The following is a 21159-nucleotide window of genomic DNA, read 5'->3' as shown; positions in this document are numbered from 1 at the left end:
GCCCCGGCACTTTGTCCGCCCCCCTCTGACTTTTCCGCGCTTTCCCTTAAACTGCGCGCCCTGTTTTACGGAAGATGCCCTCATGACCCTGCTCAAGTTAACCGACGTGTCCCTCGCCTTCGGCACCACTCCGCTGCTGGATAAGGTGTCCTGGCAGATCGCTCGCGGTGAGCGGGTCTGCATCATCGGTCGCAACGGCACCGGCAAGTCGAGCATGCTCAAACTGGTCAAGGGCGAGCAGAAGCCCGATGACGGTGAGATCTGGCGCGCTCCCTCGCTGAAGATCGGCGAGCTGCCGCAGGAACTGCCGCGCGCCGATGACCGCACCGTCTACGACGTGGTCGCCGAAGGTCTGGCCGAAGTTGGCGAGCTGCTGGCGCGCTACCACCACCTGAGCATGCACATCGAGAGCGAAGAGGACCTGAACAAGCTGGCGCACGTCCAGCAGGACCTCGAAGCCCGCGACGGCTGGCGCCTGGGGCAACTGGTGGACACTACCCTGAGCCGCCTGCAACTGCCGGCCGACAAGACCCTCGCCGAGCTCTCCGGTGGTTGGCGCCGTCGTGTGCTGCTGGCCCAGGCGCTGGTCGCCGAGCCGGACCTGCTGCTGCTGGACGAGCCGACCAACCACCTGGACATCGGCGCCATCGCCTGGCTGGAAAACGCCCTGGCGGACTTCCCCGGCGCCGTGCTGTTCATCACCCACGACCGCTCCTTCCTGCAGGCCGTGGCCACCCGCATCCTCGAGCTGGATCGCGGCCACCTGATCGACTGGAACGGCGACTACGCCAGCTTCCTGGTGCATAAAGAGCAGGAACTGGCGGCGGAAGAGGCGGCCAACGCGCTGTTCGACAAGCGCCTGGCCCAGGAGGAAGTGTGGATTCGCCAGGGCATCAAGGCCCGCCGCACCCGTAACGAAGGCCGCGTGCGCGCGCTGAAGGCGATGCGCAACGAACGCGCCGAGCGCCGCGAGCGCCAGGGCAAGGCCAGTTTCCAGATGGAGACGGCCGAGAAGTCCGGCAAGCAGGTGATCGTCGTCGAGAAAGCCGGCTTCGCCCATCCGGGTGGCCCGGCGCTGATCCGCGATTTCTCCCTGGTCCTGCAGCGCGGCGACCGCATCGGCCTGCTCGGCGCCAACGGCACCGGCAAGACCACGCTGCTCAAGCTGCTGCTGGGCGACCTGCAGCCGACTTCCGGCAGCGTCAAGGAAGGCACCCGACTGGAAGTGGCTTATTTCGACCAGCTGCGTCACCAGCTGGAGCCGGAAAAGACCGTCATCGACAACATTTCCGAAGGTCGCGAATTCATCACGATCAACGGGCAGAATCGCCACGTCCTCAGCTACCTGGGCGACTTCCTGTTCTCCCCGCAGCGCGCCCGGACCCCGGTGAAAGCGCTCTCCGGTGGCGAGCGGGCACGCCTGTTGCTGGCGAAACTGTTCAGCAAGCCGGCCAACCTGCTGGTGCTGGACGAACCGACCAACGACCTGGACGTGGAAACCCTGGAACTGCTGGAAGAGGTGCTGCTGACCTTCGACGGCACCGTACTGATGGTCAGCCACGACCGGGCCTTCCTCGACAACGTGGTGACCAGCACCCTGGTGTTCGAAGGCGAAGGGCGCGTGCGCGAATTCGTCGGTGGTTATCAGGACTGGCTGCGTCAGGGCGGCTCGCCGAAGCTGCTGGGCGTGGGTGAGGAGAAGGGCGACAAGCCTGTCGCCGCACCTGTCGTCGAAGCACCGGTAGTCGCTCCGGCTGCTGCGGTGGAAGCGGCGGCGCCGAAGAAGAAGCTGAGCTACAAGCTGCAGCGCGAGCTGGAAGCCATTCCCGGGCAGATCGAAGCCCTGGAGACGGAAATGGCCACGCTGCAGGCAGAAACCGCGGCGCCGAATTTCTACCAGCGTCCGCCGAGCGAGGCGCAGGCTGTTCTGGATCGCCTGGGGTCGCTGCAAGGGGAGCTGGACCAATTGATCGAACGCTGGGCCGAACTGGAAGAGTGATCCGTTCGGTCCGGTGATGTGCCCGTGCGTATCGCTGATCTAAGACTGTTAGGGATGGCCGAATGGCAATCGAGTACCGCATCACGCTGGATGATGAGCACGAGTTCAGTTACCGCATCGAGCTGGAGCGTCAGTACGACGCCCAGATAGCCGCCCAGACCCCGCGCTGGACGCGTCTGGAGAACAACCGTTGCAGCAACTGCCCGCTGAACCCGGCGCAGTACAGCCACTGCCCGGCTGCGGTGGACCTGCACCGGGTGATCGAGGACTTTCGTGGGTTGCCGGCCTTCAAGAAGGTCTCGGTGCAGGTCCGCACGCCGGAGCGCGAGTACATCAAGCACGCGGGCCTGGAAGAGGGCCTGCGCGCGCTGCTCGGGGTGATCATGGCCACCAGCGCCTGCCCGCTGCTGGGCAAGCTCAAGCCGATGGCGCAGCAGCACCTGCCATTTGCCAGCAACCAGGAGTTCATCTTGCGCGCGGTGTCGCTGTACCTGATGCGCCAGTACTTCAACTTCCGTGAAGGGCGGCATGCGGATTGGGAGCTGAAGGGGCTGGTGAAGCAGTTCCAGCAGTTGCAGCTGGTGAACCAGGCGTTCTGGCAGCGGATTCACGAGACCTGCGACGGCGACTCGAACCTGAAGGCTTTCCTCAGCTTCTTCTCCATGGCGTCGAGCATGAGCTATTCGCTGGAAGCGCAGTTGCAGAAGGTGCGGCCGCTGCTGATGAGCGGGGACATGCTCGGGGCCTGAAACGAAGCGGGCCCCGCAGGGCCCGCCGTCTACTCGGGTTGGCTCAGCTGGTTTTCTGCAGGCGCACGGCGAGGACGTCGCAAGGCGCACCGTGCAGCACGTCGTTGGCGGTGGACCCCAGCAGCAGGGCGAGGCCGTGGCGGCCGTGACTGCCGACGACGATCAGGTCGCAGTCCTGTTCGTCGGCGAGGCGGTGGATTTCCTGGCGCGGCTGGCCGTAGACCAGGTGGCACTGGGAGCTGGTGATCTCGGCGTAGGTGAGGGTGAACTGGTGCAGGCGCTCCTTGGCCTGGTCGAACTGCTGCTGTTGCAGCATCGACAGGTCCATCGGCACGTCGCCGCCGAAGGCCATGGCCATGGGCTCGACCACATGCACCGCCGAGAGTCGGGCATCGTTGGCCTTGGCCAGTGCGACCGCCCGCTTCATCACCGGATCGCATTCTTCGGTAAGGTCGACGGCGACCAGAATGTGTTGGTAGGGCATGAGCGTCTCCTCCGGGGGACTCGTTATTAATCAGTATGGCCCCAATGGCCGTGCTTGACCTGTTTGACCGGTATAACCGATATGACCACGTGGATGGTAATCCTGCTCATTGCATTGGTGCTCAGCCCGCTGACCTGGCTGATCCCTTCGCGCGGCCAGCGCGGGCAGATGGACCTGCGCCTGCAGGCGCGACGCCTGGGCCTGGCCATGCAGATGGCGCAGCAGGAGTGGCCGCACTGGCTGGAACGGCAACCGCCGCGCCAGTGCGCGCAGTACCACCGCGCCCGTGGGAAGAACCGTGATGCGTGGTGCTACTGGCAAAGCGAACCGGGCGTCTGGCTGGACCGCTGGCGCGAGGCGAGCGCTCCCGCCGAGCTGGCGCAGGCGCTGGCCAGCCTGCCGAAGGATGTCTACATGGTCGAGGCGACGCCCCAGTTCCTGGCGCTGTACTGGGGCGAGCGGGGCGACAGCAGCGACCTTGAGCGGGTCGCCACCTTCCTCAAGCAGCATGCATGAAGCGATCAGCTCTGCTGCGCCGCGTAGAGGTCGGAAACTTTCTCCAGGTCTTCGATGATGCGGTCGGAGTACTTGTTGATCAGGAAGGGCACGCTGTTCTGGTTGTAGTTCTGCAGTGATTTCTCGATGTAGCGCCACTTGATGGCCACGCCGCGTAGCTCTTGGCCGATCTCCGGCGTGGTCTGCGGCGCCTGCTGCAGCTTCACCAGGTTGATCGCGAAGCGGTTGGCCAGGTCGTCCAGGGGGCGCTCCTCGCCGCCGCCGAAGAAACTGGCGCCCACCGAAGCGTTACGCGAGGCGTAGTCCACCGCGATGTCCTGCATCAGCAGGCTCTGCTCGCGGGTCTGCTGGGTCAGCGGCGGGACCTTGCTGCCGCTTTCCTCCTGGATCCTGGTGTAGAGCTGCTCGGCGGTATCCAGCAGCTTGCGGTTCTGTGCGGCGAGGTCGGCTACCGGTTGCAGGTCGGTGTAGCCGCTCTTGTCCAGCGCACCGGTGAGCGTGTGCAACTGGGTCGCGTAGACCTTCCACTCTTCCTGCAGCGCGGTCTTGAGCTTCTTCGATTCGTTGCCGGGCATTTCCCCGAGCTTGCCCAGGGCGTCGGTGGCGCTCTGCGACGAGGCTTCGACCATCCTGGCGTACTTCTGGTCGCCCTCCATCGCATTGAACATGAAGAAGTCGCCGAGGCTGCGCTGGGCGGCGAGGCGCGTCTGGTGGACGTTGAGCAGGTCGCTGGCGGCGTCGGCGGCAGCGATGAGGGGCAGGGCGGTGAGCGCGAGCGCAGACAGCAGACGCACTAGCGGACGGCTGGGCATCGTTCCAACTCCTTGGAGCCATGGGCTTCTTGTTGTTTTGTATTCCACAGGTTCCAGGCGTCTGCCGGCGTTGGCAGAAGGCAGATCGCCATTGCGCCCGACTCTAGCGCGGGCCATGGGGTTTGAACAGTGGCTGTCGGGACGTCGGTGCCAGGTAACAATTGTCACGATAGGCATAGTGAATAGGTCGTCAGGGTCGCGCTGAATGCTCCGGCCCAGACGCCCCGGCCGCTTTGCGACTGTTACGTCTCACCGATTGACAAGCATTGGCTTTTGCTAGAAGGTGGGCGCACCCAAATCAAACGGGCGTATGAATCGATCGTTTGCCACGTGCGAAGGATCCAACATAACGCCCCGGCTATCGCGTCGGCGGGTGTGCCGCAAGCTTTGGGACTAACCTCGGCACTGCCGAGCGGTCCCGATACACGGTGTCCGACGTGTGATTTCAAGCTTCCCTAGCGTGGAGATCAGTTGATGATTTACCAAGGTAAAGCCATCACGGTTAAGGCTCTTGAGAGCGGCATCGTCGAACTGAATTTCGACCTCAAGGGCGAGTCCGTCAACAAGTTCAACCGACTCACCCTGAATGAACTGCGTCAAGCAGTCGATACCATCAAGGCCGATGCGTCCGTCAAGGGCGTGATCGTGACCAGCGGCAAGGGCGTGTTCATCGTCGGCGCCGACATCACCGAGTTCGTCGACAACTTCAAGCTGTCCGACGAAGAGCTGCTGGCCGGCAACCTCGAAGCCAACAAGATCTTCAGTGACTTCGAAGACCTGAATGTTCCGACCGTAGCCGCGATCAACGGCATCGCCCTGGGCGGCGGTCTGGAAATGTGCCTGGCTGCCGACTTCCGTGTCATGAGCGCCACCGCCAAGGTCGGCCTGCCGGAAGTAAAACTGGGCATCTACCCGGGCTTCGGCGGCACCGTTCGCCTGCCGCGCATCATCGGTTGCGACAACGCAGTCGAGTGGATCGCCTCGGGCAAGGAAAACCGTGCTGAAGACGCGCTGAAAGTCGGCGCCGTAGACGCCGTCGTGGCTCCGGAGCAGCTGCAAGCCGCCGCCCTGGACCTGGTCAAGCGCGCCATCGCCGGCGAGCTGGATCACAAGGCCCGCCGTCAGCCGAAGCTGGAAAAGCTCAAGCTGAACGCCATCGAGCAGATGATGGCCTTCGAAACCGCCAAAGGCTTCGTCGCAGGCCAGGCCGGCCCGAACTATCCGGCTCCGGTCGAAGCGATCAAGTCGATCCAGAAAGCCGCCAACTTCGGTCGTGACAAGGCGCTGGAAATCGAAGCCCAGGGCTTCGTGAAACTGGCCAAGACCTCGGTTGCGCAGAGCCTGATCGGCCTGTTCCTGAACGACCAGGACCTGAAGAAGAAGGCCAAGCAGTACGACGAGATCGCCAAGGACGTGAAACTGGCTGCCGTACTGGGCGCCGGTATCATGGGTGGCGGCATCGCCTACCAGTCCGCTTCCAAGGGCACTCCGATCCTGATGAAGGATATCCGTGAAGACGGTATCCAGATGGGTCTGAACGAAGCCTCGAAGCTGCTGGGCAAGCGCGTCGAAAAAGGCCGCATGACCCCGGCCAAGATGGCCGAGGCCCTGAACGCCATTCGCCCGACCATGTCCTACGGCGACTTCGGCAACGTCGACATCGTCGTCGAAGCCGTGGTCGAGAATCCGAAGGTCAAGCAGATCGTTCTGGCCGAAGTTGAAGGCGTAGTGAAGGAAGATGCGGTTCTCGCGTCCAACACCTCCACCATCTCCATCAACCTGCTGGCCAAGGCGCTCAAGCGTCCGGAAAACTTCGTCGGCATGCACTTCTTCAACCCGGTGCACATGATGCCCCTGGTCGAAGTCATCCGCGGCGAGAAGTCCAGCGACGTCGCCGTCGCCACCACCGTGGCCTACGCCAAGAAGATGGGCAAGAACCCCATCGTGGTGAATGACTGCCCCGGCTTCCTGGTCAACCGCGTGCTGTTCCCGTACTTCGGCGGCTTCTCCAAGCTGCTGGGCTTCGGTGTGGACTTCGTGCGCATCGACAAGATCATGGAGAAGTTCGGCTGGCCCATGGGCCCGGCCTACCTGTCCGACGTGGTCGGCATCGACACCGGCCACCACGGCCGTGACGTGATGGCTGAAGGCTTCCCGGACCGCATGGCCGTGGAAGGCAAGACTGCCGTCGACGTGATGTACGACGCCAATCGCCTGGGCCAGAAGAACGGCAAGGGCTTCTACGCCTACGAGACCGACAAGCGCGGCAAGCCGAAGAAAGTCACCGATCCGCAGGCTTATGAGCTGCTGAAGTCCATCGTCACCGAGCAGCGCGAGCTGACCGACGAGGACATCATCAACTTCATGATGATCCCGCTGTGCCTGGAAACCGTACGCTGCCTGGAAGACGGCATCGTCGAGACCGCTGCCGAGGCCGACATGGGCCTTATCTACGGCATCGGCTTCCCTCCCTTCCGTGGCGGTGCCCTGCGTTACATCGACTCCATCGGTGTGGCCGAATTCGTCGCACTGGCCGACCAGTACGCCGACCTGGGTGCGCTGTACCACCCGACCGCGAAGCTGCGTGAAATGGCCAAGAACGGCCAGAAGTTCTTCGGTTGAGTGCGCAACGAATAGAGCGAGAGTGAATTTATGAGCCTGAATCCGAGAGACGCCGTCATTGTCGACTTCGGCCGCACCCCGATGGGCCGTTCGAAGGGTGGCATGCACCGCAACACCCGCGCGGAAAACATGTCCGCGCACCTGATCAGCAAGCTCCTGGAGCGCAACCCGAAGATCGACCCGGCGGAAGTCGAGGACGTGATCTGGGGCTGCGTGAACCAGACCCTGGAGCAGGGCTGGAACATCGCACGCATGGCGTCGCTGATGACCCAGATCCCGCACACCAGCGCCGGCCAGACCGTCAGCCGCCTGTGCGGCTCTTCCATGAGCGCCCTGCACACTGCCGTGCAGGCGATCCAGACCGGCAACGGTGACGTCTTCGTCATCGGCGGCGTGGAGCACATGGGCCACGTCGGCATGATGCACGGCGTCGACCCGAACCCGCACATGTCCCTGTACGCCGCCAAGGCGTCGGGCATGATGGGCCTGACCGCCGAAATGCTGGGCAAGATGCACGGCATCACCCGCGAGGCGCAGGACAAGTTCGGCGTGCGTTCGCACCAGCTGGCCTGGAAAGCGACCCAGGAAGGCAAGTTCAAAGACGAAATCATCCCGATGGAAGGTTACGACGAGAACGGCTTCCTGAAGGTCTTCGACTTCGACGAAACCATCCGTCCGGAAACCACCCTGGAAAGCCTGGCGGCCCTGAAGCCGGCCTTCAACCCGAAGGGCGGCACCGTGACGGCGGGTACTTCCTCGCAGATCACCGACGGCGCTTCCTGCATGATCGTCATGAGCGCCCAGCGCGCCCAGGACCTCGGCGTGCAGCCGATGGCCGTGGTTCGCGCCATGGCTGTGGCGGGCGTTGATCCGGCGATCATGGGCTACGGCCCGGTTCCGTCGACCAACAAGGCGCTCAAGCGCGCCGGCCTGACCATCAACGACATCGACTTCTTCGAGCTCAACGAAGCCTTCGCCGCACAGGCCCTGCCGGTGCTGAAGGACCTCAAGATCCTCGACAAGATGGAAGAGAAGGTCAACCTGCACGGCGGCGCCATCGCCCTGGGTCACCCGTTCGGCTGCTCCGGTGCGCGTATCTCCGGCACCCTGCTGAACGTGATGAAGCAGAACAGTGGCACCCTGGGCGTGTCCACCATGTGCGTGGGCCTCGGTCAGGGCATCACCACCGTCTTCGAACGCGTCTAAGCTTTCGTCGATGGGAGAGCCGGGGCCTTGTGCCCCGGCTTTCGTTTTTGTCGGGCGGGGATTGCCCGACGGCCGCGCAATGAGCACAATCGCCGCCTTTTGGCCGGCCGAGGGAGAACCGACATGCACTTGCAGCCCGGACTGTATCGACATTACAAGGGACAGCAGTACCGCGTTCTCGGCGTCGCCCGGCACTCGGAGACCGAGGAAGAGCTGGTGATCTACCAGGCGCTGTACGGCGAATTCGGCCTCTGGGTACGCCCGCTGAGCATGTTCACCGAGGCGGTGGAAGTGAATGGCGAGAACGTTCCGCGCTTCGCTCTGGTGAGCGCCGAAAACGATCCGCTGGGTCTTCAGGCCGGCCCGTCCGGCGAAACCCAGGCTTGACCTTGGCGCGACCGCCACTATATATAGCGGTGCCGCTCCTAGCTCCTCCCTCCTTATAAATTCATCTTTTCGACGCAGGAATATTCCGATCCATGGGTAAATCGCTGGTCATCGTGGAATCACCGGCCAAGGCCAAGACCATCAACAAGTACCTGGGCAACCAGTACGTGGTGAAGTCGAGCATCGGCCACATCCGCGACCTGCCCACCAGCGGCTCGTCCGCGTCGAAGGAGCCTGCGGCAAAAACGCGCAAGACCGCTGCCGAGGCGCCGGCCCTGTCGCCGAAGGAGAAGGCCAAGCGCCAGCTCGTCACCCGCATGGGCGTCGATCCGGAGCACGGCTGGAAGGCCAAGTACGAGATCCTGCCCGGCAAGGAAAAGGTGATCGAGGAACTGCGCCGCCTGGCCAAGGATGCCGACACCATCTATCTCGCAACCGACTTGGACCGCGAAGGGGAGGCCATTGCCTGGCACCTGCGCGAGGCCATCGGCGGCGACGACTCGCGCTACAAGCGCGTGGTCTTCAACGAAATCACCAAGAAGGCCATCCAGGAGGCCTTCTCCCAGCCCGGCGAGCTGGATATCAACCGCGTGAATGCCCAGCAGGCACGTCGCTTCCTCGACCGCGTGGTGGGCTACATGGTCTCGCCGCTGCTGTGGGCCAAGATCGCCCGTGGCCTGTCCGCCGGCCGCGTGCAGTCGGTGGCGGTGAAGCTGGTGGTCGAGCGTGAGCGCGAGATCCGCGCCTTCGTCCCGGAAGAATACTGGGAAGTGCATGCCGACCTCGGCACGCCGAAGAACGACAAGGTCCGCTTCGAAGTCGTGCGCGAGAAGGGCGAAGCCTTCAAGCCGCTGAACGAAGCCCAGGCCACCGCTGCCCTTGAGAAGCTCAAGGCCTCCAGCTACAGCATCGCCAAGCGCGAAGACAAGCCGACATCCAGCAAGCCCTCGGCGCCGTTCATCACCTCCACCCTGCAGCAGGCCGCGAGCAACCGCCTGGGCTTCGGGGTGAAGAAGACCATGATGATGGCCCAGCGTCTCTACGAAGCCGGCTACATCACCTATATGCGTACCGACTCGACCAACCTGTCGGCCGACGCCATCGACATGGTGCGCGGCTTCATCGACAGCGAGTTCGGCAAGAAATACCTGCCGGCCAAGCCGAACTTCTACTCGAGCAAGGAAGGCGCCCAGGAAGCGCACGAAGCGATTCGTCCTTCCGACGTCAACCTGCGTCCGACCCAGCTGTCGGGCATGGAGCGCGACGCCGAGCGCCTGTACGACCTGATCTGGCGCCAGTTCGTGGCCTGCCAGATGCCGCCGGCCGAGTACCTGTCCACCACCGTCAGCGCGGCTGCCGGTGACTTCGAGCTGCGCGCCAAGGGCCGCATCCTCAAGTTCGACGGCTACACCAAGGTGCTGCCGCAGCAGAGCAAGCCGGGCGAGGACGACGTCCTGCCGGAAATGAACCAGGGCGACGCGATGAAGCTGCTCAAGCTCGACCCGAGCCAGCACTTCACCAAGCCGCCGGCGCGCTTCTCCGAAGCCAGCCTGGTCAAGGAACTGGAAAAGCGCGGCATCGGCCGCCCGTCCACCTACGCGGCGATCATCTCCACCATCCAGGAGCGCGGCTACGTCACCACCCACAACCGCCGCTTCTACGCGGAGAAGATGGGCGACATCGTCACCGACCGCCTCAACGAGAGCTTCTCCAACCTGATGGACTACGGCTTCACCGCCGGCATGGAAGAGAACCTCGATGACGTGGCCCAGGGCGAGCGCGACTGGAAAAACGTGCTGGACGAGTTCTACGGCGACTTCCGCAAGAAGCTCGACCTGGCCGAAGCCTCCAACGATGGCATGCGCGCCAACCAGCCGACCCTGACCGACATCCCCTGCCGCGAGTGCGGCCGGCCGATGATGATTCGCACCGCCTCCACCGGCGTGTTCCTTGGCTGCTCGGGCTACAGCCTGCCGCCGAAAGAGCGCTGCAAGGCGACCGTCAACCTGATTCCGGGCGACGAAATCGCCGCGGATGACGAGGGCGAATCCGAATCCCGCGTACTGCGTGGCAAGCACCGCTGCCCGATCTGCAGCACCGCGATGGACGCCTACCTGGTCGACGAGAAACGCAAGCTGCACATCTGTGGCAATAACCCGGATTGCGCCGGCTACGAGATCGAGGAAGGCCAGTACCGCATCAAGGGCTACGAAGGCCCGAGCCTGGAATGCGACAAGTGCGGCAGCGAGATGCAGCTCAAGACCGGCCGCTTTGGCAAGTTCTTCGGTTGCACCAACCCGACCTGCAAGAACACCCGCAAGCTGCTGAAGAGCGGCGAGCCCGCGCCGCCGAAGATGGACGCCATCCGCATGCCGGAACTCAAGTGCGAGAAGGTCGATGACGTCTACGTACTGCGTGACGGCGCTTCCGGCCTGTTCCTGGCCGCCAGCCAGTTCCCGAAGAATCGCGAGACCCGCGCTCCTCTGGTGGCCGAGCTAATTCCGCACAAGGACGAGCTGGACCCGAAATACCACTTCCTGCTCGCAGCTCCTGCGAAAGACCCGGATGGCCGCCCGGCGGTGATCCGTTTCAGCCGCAAGACCAAGGAGCAGTACGTGCAGTCCGAGGTCGACGGCAAACCCACCGGCTGGCGTGCGTTCTTCGACGGTGGCAAGTGGAAGGTCGAAGACAAGCGCTGATGGAAGGCGCGCCCCGCTGAGGCGGGGCGTGCTTATACTGCCGAAGTCGACTGCAGAGGGCCCCGGTCATGGCGAACGAACTCTATACCCGCACCAACCAGAAGCTGTTCTTCGCCGGCCTTGCCCTGGAAGCCTGGCGCAGCGCCGAAGCGGCGCGCGCGATGAACGCGCAAGCGCGCATCCAGTCCGAACGCGAAGCGGCGCTGTTCCATCTCTACGGAGCGGTGCTGGGCGTGGCCCATGAGATCGCCGGCTACTACCGCCTGCCGCAGGCCGGTGCGCCGCGCGTCGAGATGCTGCTGAACGCCGAGGTGCTCGCTGCCGCTCCAAGCCCGGAGCTGGCGGAAATGGTCGAACTGGCGCAATCGCCAGAAGCCTGGCTGGGTCGCCTGCTGGCTGCCTATGCCGTGCTGTTCCAGCCGCCGAGCGAGCCGAAGAAAGCCAAGGTCGACCCAACCCAGCCGCTGATCCAGGCGGTGAATGTCGACGACGAGGCTCCGGTCGAGCTGGGCAATGATGAGCTGGAAGCCTGGCGGAAATCCCTGAAGGACCTGGTGCTGCGCTTCCGCGCATCGCTTACCGAGCTCTGATTCCTGCATCACAACCCGCCGGCCTTCCGGTCGGTCCGCGCAAGCTTTGGCTAGGGTGTAGCGAATGTGGCTGTTACACTACGCGTTCTGCTGTGGAGAACGTCGCTATGCCAACCTCATTTCTGGAAATTGTCGAGCTGCCTGACGGGCGTATTGTGCTGCGTCGTGCGGACGAGGAGGAGGCGCTGGTGACCCTGGAGTTCTCCGCCGATGCCAAGGGTTTCCTGCAGGGCCAGCACATCGAGATCGCCAAGGCGATGTTCAATGTCGGTGTGCAGATGGCCGGTCGTCTCGCCGAAGGCGGCGACATGAGCATGGACGACGAAGGTCCGCGCGTCCTGCACTGAGTCCTTCCGCTTCGCCGCGTTCGCGGCGAAGCTTCCCGATCAGATTACCCCAGACGAATATTCAGGCTCTGCGCCTGGCCGGCAATGGCGGCGCGGGACAGTTGCGCGCGCGCTTTCGCGCTGAGATTCAGCCAGCTCACCACGGTGTGGCTGTTGCCCAGTCGCAGTGCCTCGCAGGCCAATGCCTGGGCGGAAGCCTGATCGCGGGCTGGCAATAACAGGATTCCCTGGCGGTTCAGGCCGGCCTTGCGCAGCCAGTCCGGAGTCAGGCTGGACGGCGGGGCTATCAGGGTCAGCCAGCGCGAATCGCTTTCCTCGCTCAGCTCGCGGAGCATCGGCGCCAGCAGCATCAGGCACTGGCCGGGAAGGCCGCGCAGGGCGATCTCGCTGAAGGCGCTTTCGTCGACGACGGGCTCTTCTTCCATCAGCTCCGGAAGCAGGGGAGCAGTACCGCTTGCCCAGAGTGCTTCCTGGAACAGCGGGAGTTGCGGCAGGTTCTGCGGCTGCGGGTACTGCATGGGTGTCTCCTGTTCAGCGACGGATTACGCCGACGCTCAAGCCTTCGATGACCAGTTCCTGTTCCTTGAGGTCGACCTCGATGGGGGCGAACTCAGGGTTTTCGGCGAGCAGCCAGACCTTGCTGCCTTCGCGCTTGAAGCGCTTCACCGTTACCTCTTCACCCAGGCGGGCGACGACGATCTGGCCGTTGCGCGCCTCGCGGGTGACATGCACGGCGAGCAGGTCGCCATCCATGATGCCGACGTCCTTCATGCTCTGGCCGCTCACGCGCAACAGGTAGTCGGCCGGCGGGTTGAAGAAGGTGGGGTTGATCCGGCAGGTGTCGTCGACGTTCTGCTCGGCGAGGATCGGCGCGCCGGCAGCGACGCGGCCGATGATCGGCAGTTCGTCGTCGTTGGCCGCGGCCTTGGGCTCGAAGCCTGGGATGCGGATGCCGCGGGAGGCGCCCGGGGTCATCTCGATGGCGCCTTTGCGGGCGAGGGCTTTCAGGTGCTCCTCGGCGGCGTTGGGCGACTTGAAGCCGAGTTCCTGGGCGATTTCCGCTCGGGTGGGCGGGTAGCCGTTGGCTTCCAGGCAGCGTTTGATGAAGGCGAGGATCTCGGCTTGGCGCGGCGTGAGCTTCAGCATGTCCATACTCTGGCTTTTTATACAGTGCCTGGAATTATATACAGTGATGGCGGGCTGGCAATGCTTTTATTGGTCGCGGCTGTCGGTGGAGCGTTCGTGCATGTAACCTTTCGAGCTTGGCAGGCGTCTTGCTTTTTATTAGGTGTCTCGTCTTATTAGGTGTCTCGTCGCATTGCCATGATATTGGTAACAATCCATCGCACTTTGCTTGACAATACAAGACGCTGAAACGTATGTTTCAAACAAGTGTTTGTCAGGCGGAGTAGCCATGGCCCAGTCGGAAACCGTCGAACGCATCCTGGATGCTGCGGAACAGCTGTTCGCGGAGAAAGGCTTCGCCGAAACCTCCCTGCGTTTGATCACCAGCAAGGCGGGGGTGAACCTCGCGGCGGTGAACTATCACTTCGGCTCGAAGAAGGCGCTGATCCAGGCGGTCTTCTCGCGCTTCCTCGGCCCGTTCTGCGCCAGTCTCGAAAAGGAACTGGATCGCCGTCAGGCCAAGCCCGATGCGCCGCGCGCCACCCTGGAAGAGCTGCTCGAACTGCTGGTGGTCCAGGCCATGGCTGTCAAGCCGCGCAGCGGCAATGATCTGTCGATCTTCATGCGCCTGCTGGGCCTGGCGTTCAGCCAGAGCCAGGGGCACCTGCGCAAGTACCTCGAAGAGGTCTACGGCAAGGTGTTCCGTCGCTACATGCTGCTGGTGCATGAGTCCGCGCCGCGCCTGCCGCCGCTGGAGCTGTTCTGGCGGGTGCACTTCATGCTGGGTACCGCGGTGTTCAGCATGTCCGGCATCAAGGCGCTGCGTGCCATGGCCGAGAACGATTTCGGCGTGAACACTTCCATCGAGCAGGTGATGCGTCTGATGGTGCCGTTCCTCGCCGCCGGCATGCGTGCCGACAGTGGTGTCAGCGATCCTTCGCTGGCGGGTGCGCAGCTCAAGCCGCGCAGCAAGTCGAGCGCCGCCCAGGCGCCCGCCAAGGTCTGACCCGGGCCCGGCTTCGCGCTGGGCTGCGTCGGCCCGATCGGCTACAGTAGCCGGCCATGGCTGATCTCGATCTTCTCCATATTTCCCTTGCTGACCAGATGCTCTACGGCTTTGCCGCGGGGCGTCTTGTCGTGCGCGTTCCGATATCCAGCGCCGCCAACGGCGCGGGCGAGCGCAATGGCTCCGGCTGCACGCCGCGCGGCTTGCACCAGGTCCGTGCACGCATCGGCGATGGTTTGCCTGAAGGTGCGGTACTGAAGGGGCGACGCTGGACCGGCGAGATCTGGACGGCCGAGCTTCACGAGGCGTTTCCCGGTCGCGACTGGATACTCTCGCGCATCCTCTGGCTCAGTGGCTGCGAGCCGGGGCGCAATCGGATGGGCGGGGTCGATACCTTTCGACGCTACATCTATCTGCACGGCACGCCGGACTGCGAGCCCATGGGCACGCCGCTGTCCCACGGCTGTATCCGCCTGCGCAATGACGACCTGCTGGAACTCTTCCCGCAGGTGCCGCTCCATTGCCGGGTCCGAATCGAAGAGGCGGCCTGCCCCGAGTGGCAGGCGGCGCAACTGAATTGAAAGGAATGCACATGCAAGGCTCCCTGATGCTCGACATCGGCGGCACCTGGCTTACCGCCGAGGACCGCCAGATCCTGCGCCACCCGGAAGTCGGTGGCCTGATCATCTTTGCCCGCAACATCGAATCGCCGCGCCAGGTGCGTGAGCTGATGGCTGCCATCCGCGCAGTACGCCCTGACCTGCTGCTGGCGGTGGACCAGGAAGGCGGTCGCGTGCAGCGCCTGCGTCAGGGGTTCCTGCGCCTGCCGGCGATGCGCGCCATTGCCGATAACGCCAATGCCGAGCGACTGGCCGAGCAGTGCGGCTGGTTGATGGCGACCGAGGTGCTGGCGGTAGGTCTGGACCTGAGCTTCGCCCCGGTGCTGGACCTGGATCACCAGCGCAGTGCCGTGGTCGGCAGCCGTGCTTTCGAGGGCAATCCGGAACGCGCCGTTGCGCTGGCCGGTGCCTTTATTCGCGGAATGCGCACCGCGGGCATGGCGTCCACCGGCAAGCACTTCCCTGGCCACGGCTGGGCGGAAGTGGATTCCCATGTGGGAATTCCCGAGGACGAGCGCACGCTGGAGCAGATCCGCGCCGCGGACCTGGTGCCGTTCCAGCGCCTGTCTGGCGAGCTGGATGCACTGATGCCGGCCCACGTGATCTACCCGCAGGTCGATCCGAACCCTGCCGGCTTCTCCCGCCGCTGGCTGCAGGACATCCTGCGCGGCGAGCTGGGCTTCGACGGGGTGATCTTCAGTGACGACCTGTCCATGGCCGGTGCCCATGTGGTCGGCGATGCTGCCAACCGCATCGAGGCCGCGCTGAGCGCTGGCTGCGACATGGGCCTGGTGTGCAATGACCGCGCCTCCGCCGAGCTGGCTCTGAGCGCCCTGCAGCGCCTCAAGGTTACCGCGCCGCAGCGTCTGCAACGCATGCGCGCCAAGGCCTGGCCGGGTATCGAATACAAGCAGCTGCCGCGCTGGCAACAAGCCGTCGGCGAGCTGCGCGCCGCACAATTGATTGACTAAGGATTTGCCATGACTGTCTATGCCATCATTGGCGGCACCGGCCTGACCCAGCTGGAAGGGTTGACCCTGAAGGATGCCATCGAGCTGGACACGCCCTACGGCGCGCCGTCGGCGGCCATCCAACGCGGCGAGTTCGCCGGCCGCGAAGTGCTCTTCCTCGCCCGTCACGGCCATCCGCATCGCTTCCCGCCGCACCAGGTGAACTACCGCGCCAACCTCTGGGCGCTGAAGCAGGCCGGCGCCGAAGCCATTCTGGCGGTGAACGCCGTGGGCGGCATCCACGCTGCCATGGGTAGCGGCCATCTTTGCGTACCGCATCAGATCGTCGATTACACCTGGGGCCGCGAGCACACCTATTTCGCCGGTGACATCGAGCATGTCACCCATATCGACTTCAGCCATCCCTATGACGAGCCGCTGCGGCTCAAGCTGATCGCCGCCCTGCAGGCGCTGGGCTATGCGTACAGCAGCCATGGCGTATATGCCGCGACCCAGGGCCCGCGCCTGGAAACCGTGGCGGAAGTCGCCAAGCTGGAGCGCGACGGTTGCGACATCATCGGCATGACCGGCATGCCCGAGGCCGCCCTGGCCCGCGAACTGGACCTGCCTTACGCCTGCCTGTCGCTGGTGGTGAACCCGGCGGCCGGCAAGTCCAGCGGCATCATCACCATGGCCGAGATCGAGCAGGCGCTGCACGAAGGCATCGGCAAGGTGCGCGAGGTGTTGGGGCGCGTCCTGGTAAGCTGATGCGCCGCTGTAGGAGCGGGCCATGCCCGCGAACCGCTTGGCGCTGTGCCTTGCAGGTTCGCGAGCAAGTTCGCTCCTGCGAAGAGCAAGAAAAAGCCCGGCGAATGCCGGGCTTTTTCGTTATTGCGCGGGCTGTGCCGGCGGCGGGGCTTCGAAGCCGCCGTCTGCCGGGGCGGCCGGCGCCTGTTGCTGCTGCGGCGCGTCCAGGCCAGTCGGCGCTTCGTCTTCCATGCCCGGCGGCGGGGCGGAGGCGGGCTTGGCGTTGAGCGGGGTCACCTTGATCAGCATGCCCAGGCTCGGGTGGTCGAGGTAGGTCAGCACGCTGTTCTTCAGGCTGGCTTCCTGGACCATGTGCTGGCTGGCGGCGAGCAGACCATCCTGGCCGAACTGGTTGATCCAGAAGTCGGTCTGGGTGTTCACGAAACGCTGCTGGCTGAGCGTGACGGTGCCTTCCACGGGGAAGTGGCCGTCACGCTGGGTGCCTTCGCTCAGGGAAACCTTCACCGGGTTGGCATCGATTTCCTGACGCCAGGCCTTGTGCATCAGCACCTGGAAGCCTTCGTTCTGCTTGAGCTTGGCCACCTGGGCGTCCATCGCGGTGGGGCGCGAGCTGTCCGGGCCCGGTGGTTGCGCGCCCTTGGCCCAGTCGTCGGGCGCGGGGCGGCTGGCGAACACGGCGTCGCCGGACTGCTGGAAGAGGATCAGCTCCACCTGGTAGGGCTCGGCGAAGGCGGCTGGCGACAGTAGCGCCAGCGACAGCAGCAAGGGTTGGAACAGGCGCATGCACAGGGTCCTTAATGAGTCTGTGGCGTGAGGCGCTCGAGCAGCGCTTCCAGCGTGTTGAACCGTTCTTCCGGGCGCTCCATGGGCACCTGGAACTTGAAGAGGGTGGCCCCTTCGAATTTGTACCGATTGGGCTGGCTCTGGATCATCTTGATCAGCACCAGCGGGTCGACGCAGGTATCGGCGGCGAATTCTACCCGTCCGCCCTGCGGGCCGGCATCTACCTTCACGATCCCGAGCTTTTCTGCCTGCAGTTTCAGCAAAGTCAGACGAATCAGGTTCTTCGCCGGCTCAGGCAGCAGGCCGAAGCGGTCGATCATTTCCACCTGCAGCTCGCGCAGACCGTCCTCGTCGGCGGCGTTGGCGATGCGCTTGTAGAGGATCAGGCGGGCGTGGACGTCCGGCAGGTAATCCTCGGGGATCAGCGCCGGTACGCGCAGGTTGATGTCCGGGCCGCCGCCCAGCGGTTGTTCGAGATTTGGCTGCTCGCCCTTGCGGATGGCCTTCACCGCGCGTTCGAGCATTTCCATGTAGAGGGTGAAGCCCACCGCCTGGATCTGCCCGCTCTGCCCGTCGCCGAGCAGTTCGCCGGCGCCGCGGATTTCCAGGTCATGGGTGGCCAGCACGAAGCCGGCGCCCAGGTCCTGGGCGTTGGCGATGGCTTCCAGGCGCTTCTCGGCGTCCGGGGTCATCTGCTTGCGCGGCGGGGTGAGCAGGTAGGCGTAGGCCTGGTGGTGGCTGCGGCCGACGCGTCCGCGCAGCTGGTGCAGCTGGGCCAGGCCGAACTTGTCGGCGCGCTCGATGAGGATGGTGTTCGCGCTCGGCACGTCGATGCCGGTCTCGATGATGGTCGAGGCCACCAGCACGTTGAAGCGCTTGTGGTAGAAGTCGCTCATCACCCGTTCCAGGTCGCGCTCGTTCATCTGCCCGTGGCCAATGCCGATGCGCGCCTCGGGAACCAGCTCCGCCAGGTCGCGGGCGCACTTTTCGATGGTCTTCACTTCGTTGTGCAGGAAGTACACCTGGCCGCCGCGCAGCAGCTCGCGCAGCAGGGCTTCCTTGATCACCGACTTCTGCTCTTCCATGACGAAGGTACGCACGGACAGCCGGCGCGCCGGCGGCGTGGCGATGATCGACAGGTCGCGCATGCCGGCCACCGCCATGTTCAGCGTGCGCGGGATCGGCGTGGCGGTGAGAGTGAGGATGTCCACCTCGCTTCGCAGGGCCTTGAGCTGCTCCTTCTGGCGCACGCCGAAACGGTGCTCCTCGTCGATGATGACCAGTCCGAGGTTCTTGAACTTGACGTCGTCCTGCAGCAGCTTGTGGGTGCCGATGACGATATCGACCTTGCCTTCGGCCAGCTGCGCGACGGCGCCTTCGACTTCCTTGGCGGACTTGAAGCGGCTCATCACCTCGACCGTCACCGGCCAGTCGGCGAAACGGTCGCGGAAGCTGTTGTAGTGCTGCTGGGCGAGGAGGGTGGTGGGCACCAGCACGGCGACCTGCTTGCCGCTGTGCACCGCGACGAAGGCCGCGCGCATGGCTACTTCGGTCTTGCCGAAGCCCACGTCGCCACAGACCAGGCGGTCCATCGGCTTGTCGGCGAGCATGTCGGCCACCACGGCTTCGATGGCGGTCTGCTGGTCCGGGGTCTCCTCGAAGGGGAAGCCGGCGGAGAAGGTGGCGTAGTCGACCTGCGGGTCCTTGAACGCATAGCCCTTGCGGGCGGCGCGGCGGGCGTAGATGTCCAGCAGTTCGGCGGCGACGTCACGGACCTGTTCGGCCGCCTTGCGCTTGGCCTTCTGCCAGGTTTCCGAGCCCAGCTTGTGCAGCGGCGCCAGGGCGTCGTCGCTGCCGGTGTAGCGGGCGATCAGATGCAGGTTGGCCACCGGCACGTAGAGCTTGGCCTCGTCGGCATATTGCAGGGCGAGGAATTCGGCGTTCTGGCCGTCGATCTCCAGGGTGATCAGGCCCATGTAGCGGCCCACACCGTGGTCGATGTGCACCACCGGCGCGCCTTCGCGCAGCTCGGTGAGGTTCTTGATGACGTTCTCGCCGCCGTCGCGGGTCTTCTCGCGGCGCCGGCGCTGCATGACGCGCTGGCCGAACAGCGGGCTCTCGGCCACCAGGGCGATGCCCGGCTGTCCCTTGTCGGCGTCCAGCAGCAGGCCTTCGTCCATCGGTGCGATGGTGATCGCCAGGCGATCCTTGTGCGCCAGGAAACCCGGCCAGCCCTCGACTTCCACCGGGCGCAGCTTCAGCCGCGCCAGCAATTCCAGCAGCACCTCGCGGCGGCCGGCGGACTCGGCGGTAAAGAGGATGCGGCCGTCGAACTGCTCGATGAACTGGCGCAGGCGCGCCAGTGGCTCGGTGGCCTTGGCCTCGATGGCCAGCTCAGGCAGCGCTTGCGCGGGGAAACGCTCGCGGCCGACGCCGGTCTCGATCGGCTCGGGGCTGACCACCACGCGCGGCCAGTTCTTCAGGCGGGCGAAGCAGTCTTCCACCGGCAGGAACACTTCACCTGGCGGCAATAGTGGGCGTTCCGGGTCGTAGCGGCGGTCTTCGTAGCGATTGCGTACGTCGGTCCAGAACTGTTCGGCGGCGCTCTCGATGCCCGGCAGGGAGAACACCTGGGTGTCCTGCGGCAGGTAGTCGAACAGCGTCGAAGTCTCGCCATCTTCGAAGAACAGCGGGATGTAGTACTCGATGCCGGCGGGTGTCAGGCCGCTGGCGAGGTCCTGGTAGATCGGGCAGCGGCGGTAGTCGACGTCGAAACGCTCGCGGAAGCGGCCACGGAAGCCGGTCACCGCTTCCTTGCGCAGCGGGAACTCGCGCGCCGGCAGCAGGCGGATGCTCTCCACCTTGTCGATGGAGCGCTGGGTTTCCGGGTCGAAGGTGCGCAGCGTCTCGATTTCGTCATCGAACAGGTCGATGCGGTAGGGCAGCTCGCTGCCCATCGGGAACAGGTCGATCAGCGCGCCGCGAACGGCGAACTCGCCGTGTTCGTAGACGGTGTCCACGCAGCGGTAGCCAGCGGCCTCGAAGCGGCTGCGCATCTGCTCGACGTCGAGCTTCTGGCCAACATCCAGCACCAGGCTGCTGCCGAGCAGGAACTTGGCCGGCGCCAGGCGGTGCAGGGCGGTGGTGATGGGCACCACCAGCACGCCGCGGCGCAGCTCGGGCAACTGATAGAGCGTGGCGACGCGCTGGGAAATAATGTCCTGGTGCGGCGAGAACACGTCGTAGGGCAGGGTTTCCCAGTCCGGCAGCTGCAGCACCGGCAGGTCCGGCGCGAAGAAGCGCAGCTCCTGCTCCAGGCGCTCGGCGCTCTGGCTGTCGGCGGTCAGCAACAGGGTGAAACGTTTCGCCGGCCCGGCCGCTTCAGCGATGGCCAGGCTCAGGGCGGCCCCGGGGAGGTTGCCCCAGGATTGTTTGCCGGCTGCGGTCGGCAATGTAGGGATACGCAATACGGACACGGGCAGTCTTGGCTCCGGTC

The 21159-nt window shown here is 64.7% G+C and carries 19 protein-coding genes; 13 read left to right on the top strand and 6 right to left on the bottom strand.

The window, feature by feature from the left end; translation table 11 throughout:
• Nucleotides 1-82 precede the first annotated feature (82 nt).
• Nucleotides 83-1999 carry an ATP-binding cassette domain-containing protein gene (locus tag ABKS89_RS20620; protein WP_348586861.1) on the top strand — a complete coding sequence of 639 codons (1917 nt, stop codon included), beginning with the start codon at nucleotides 83-85 and terminating at the stop codon, nucleotides 1997-1999.
• 62 nt (nucleotides 2000-2061) lie between these two features.
• Nucleotides 2062-2748 (top strand): DUF6901 family protein, encoded by a 687-nt coding sequence (locus tag ABKS89_RS20615; RefSeq protein WP_081519440.1) that lies wholly within the window; start codon nucleotides 2062-2064, stop codon nucleotides 2746-2748.
• Nucleotides 2749-2791: 43 nt separating this feature from the next.
• Here ABKS89_RS20615 and ABKS89_RS20610 read toward each other — a convergent pair whose 3' ends face one another.
• Nucleotides 2792-3232: a universal stress protein gene (locus tag ABKS89_RS20610; protein ID WP_024766849.1), complete on the bottom strand. Its 441-nt coding sequence runs from the start codon at nucleotides 3230-3232 to the stop codon at nucleotides 2792-2794.
• 81 nt (nucleotides 3233-3313) lie between these two features.
• On the opposite strand from ABKS89_RS20610, the gene ABKS89_RS20605 reads away from it, so the two are divergent.
• Nucleotides 3314-3748 carry a hypothetical protein gene (locus ABKS89_RS20605; protein WP_348586859.1) on the top strand — a complete coding sequence of 145 codons (435 nt, stop codon included), beginning with the start codon at nucleotides 3314-3316 and terminating at the stop codon, nucleotides 3746-3748.
• Nucleotides 3749-3753: 5 nt separating this feature from the next.
• Here the strand turns inward: ABKS89_RS20605 and ABKS89_RS20600 are convergent, their stop codons facing one another.
• Nucleotides 3754-4560 (bottom strand): hypothetical protein, encoded by an 807-nt coding sequence (locus ABKS89_RS20600; RefSeq protein WP_138214947.1) that lies wholly within the window; start codon nucleotides 4558-4560, stop codon nucleotides 3754-3756.
• A gap of 474 nt (nucleotides 4561-5034) precedes the next feature.
• Here ABKS89_RS20600 and fadB point away from each other — a divergent pair, with 474 nt between their 5' ends.
• The 6 genes from fadB to ABKS89_RS20570 all read left to right on the top strand — a co-directional run bounded on the left by fadB (nucleotide 5035) and on the right by ABKS89_RS20570 (nucleotide 12411).
• Complete coding sequence (gene fadB / locus ABKS89_RS20595; RefSeq protein WP_138214946.1) at nucleotides 5035-7182, top strand: fatty acid oxidation complex subunit alpha FadB; 2148 nt, start codon at nucleotides 5035-5037, stop codon at nucleotides 7180-7182.
• Nucleotides 7183-7212: 30 nt separating this feature from the next.
• Nucleotides 7213-8388, top strand: coding sequence for an acetyl-CoA C-acyltransferase FadA (gene fadA, locus ABKS89_RS20590; protein ID WP_081519444.1), 1176 nt, complete (start codon nucleotides 7213-7215; stop codon nucleotides 8386-8388).
• Nucleotides 8389-8511: 123 nt separating this feature from the next.
• Nucleotides 8512-8775 carry a DUF1653 domain-containing protein gene (locus ABKS89_RS20585; RefSeq protein ID WP_171039424.1) on the top strand — a complete coding sequence of 88 codons (264 nt, stop codon included), beginning with the start codon at nucleotides 8512-8514 and terminating at the stop codon, nucleotides 8773-8775.
• 92 nt (nucleotides 8776-8867) lie between these two features.
• Nucleotides 8868-11474 carry a type I DNA topoisomerase gene (gene topA, locus ABKS89_RS20580; protein ID WP_138214945.1) on the top strand — a complete coding sequence of 869 codons (2607 nt, stop codon included), beginning with the start codon at nucleotides 8868-8870 and terminating at the stop codon, nucleotides 11472-11474.
• A 68-nt stretch (nucleotides 11475-11542) separates the two neighbouring features.
• Nucleotides 11543-12064, top strand: a complete 522-nt coding sequence (locus ABKS89_RS20575) for a DUF6586 family protein (RefSeq protein WP_348586858.1) — start codon at nucleotides 11543-11545, stop codon at nucleotides 12062-12064.
• Nucleotides 12065-12171: 107 nt separating this feature from the next.
• Nucleotides 12172-12411, top strand: coding sequence for a hypothetical protein (locus ABKS89_RS20570; RefSeq protein WP_045211682.1), 240 nt, complete (start codon nucleotides 12172-12174; stop codon nucleotides 12409-12411).
• Nucleotides 12412-12455: 44 nt separating this feature from the next.
• On the opposite strand, the gene sulA is transcribed toward ABKS89_RS20570, so the two are convergent.
• Entirely contained in the window at nucleotides 12456-12929 is a 474-nt protein-coding gene (gene sulA / locus ABKS89_RS20565) for an SOS-induced cell division inhibitor SulA (RefSeq protein ID WP_348586857.1), read from the bottom strand.
• Nucleotides 12930-12942: 13 nt separating this feature from the next.
• Entirely contained in the window at nucleotides 12943-13557 is a 615-nt protein-coding gene (gene lexA / locus ABKS89_RS20560; RefSeq protein WP_138214942.1) for a transcriptional repressor LexA, read from the bottom strand.
• A 268-nt stretch (nucleotides 13558-13825) separates the two neighbouring features.
• Here lexA and ABKS89_RS20555 point away from each other — a divergent pair, with 268 nt between their 5' ends.
• The 4 genes from ABKS89_RS20555 to ABKS89_RS20540 are packed head-to-tail and all read left to right on the top strand — an operon-like array spanning nucleotide 13826 to nucleotide 16880.
• A complete protein-coding gene (locus ABKS89_RS20555; protein WP_138214941.1) occupies nucleotides 13826-14542 on the top strand; it encodes a TetR/AcrR family transcriptional regulator in 717 nt (238 codons plus the stop codon).
• Nucleotides 14543-14598: 56 nt separating this feature from the next.
• Nucleotides 14599-15123, top strand: a complete 525-nt coding sequence (locus ABKS89_RS20550; RefSeq protein WP_348586855.1) for a L,D-transpeptidase family protein — start codon at nucleotides 14599-14601, stop codon at nucleotides 15121-15123.
• 11 nt (nucleotides 15124-15134) lie between these two features.
• Nucleotides 15135-16133 (top strand): beta-N-acetylhexosaminidase, encoded by a 999-nt coding sequence (nagZ, locus tag ABKS89_RS20545; protein ID WP_348586854.1) that lies wholly within the window; start codon nucleotides 15135-15137, stop codon nucleotides 16131-16133.
• Between the two features lie 9 nt (nucleotides 16134-16142).
• A complete protein-coding gene (locus ABKS89_RS20540) occupies nucleotides 16143-16880 on the top strand; it encodes an S-methyl-5'-thioinosine phosphorylase (RefSeq protein ID WP_348586852.1) in 738 nt (245 codons plus the stop codon).
• Nucleotides 16881-17000: 120 nt separating this feature from the next.
• Here ABKS89_RS20540 and ABKS89_RS20535 read toward each other — a convergent pair whose 3' ends face one another.
• Complete coding sequence (locus tag ABKS89_RS20535; protein WP_348586851.1) at nucleotides 17001-17663, bottom strand: CsiV family protein; 663 nt, start codon at nucleotides 17661-17663, stop codon at nucleotides 17001-17003.
• A gap of 11 nt (nucleotides 17664-17674) precedes the next feature.
• Nucleotides 17675-21139, bottom strand: coding sequence for a transcription-repair coupling factor (gene mfd / locus ABKS89_RS20530; RefSeq protein WP_348586849.1), 3465 nt, complete (start codon nucleotides 21137-21139; stop codon nucleotides 17675-17677).
• Between the last annotated feature and the right edge of the window lie 20 nt (nucleotides 21140-21159).

This window comes from Pseudomonas sp. LABIM340 (assembly GCF_040017195.2).
In the GTDB taxonomy this organism is placed as follows: domain Bacteria; phylum Pseudomonadota; class Gammaproteobacteria; order Pseudomonadales; family Pseudomonadaceae; genus Pseudomonas.
This window is presented reverse-complemented; position numbering and strand designations above follow the sequence as displayed.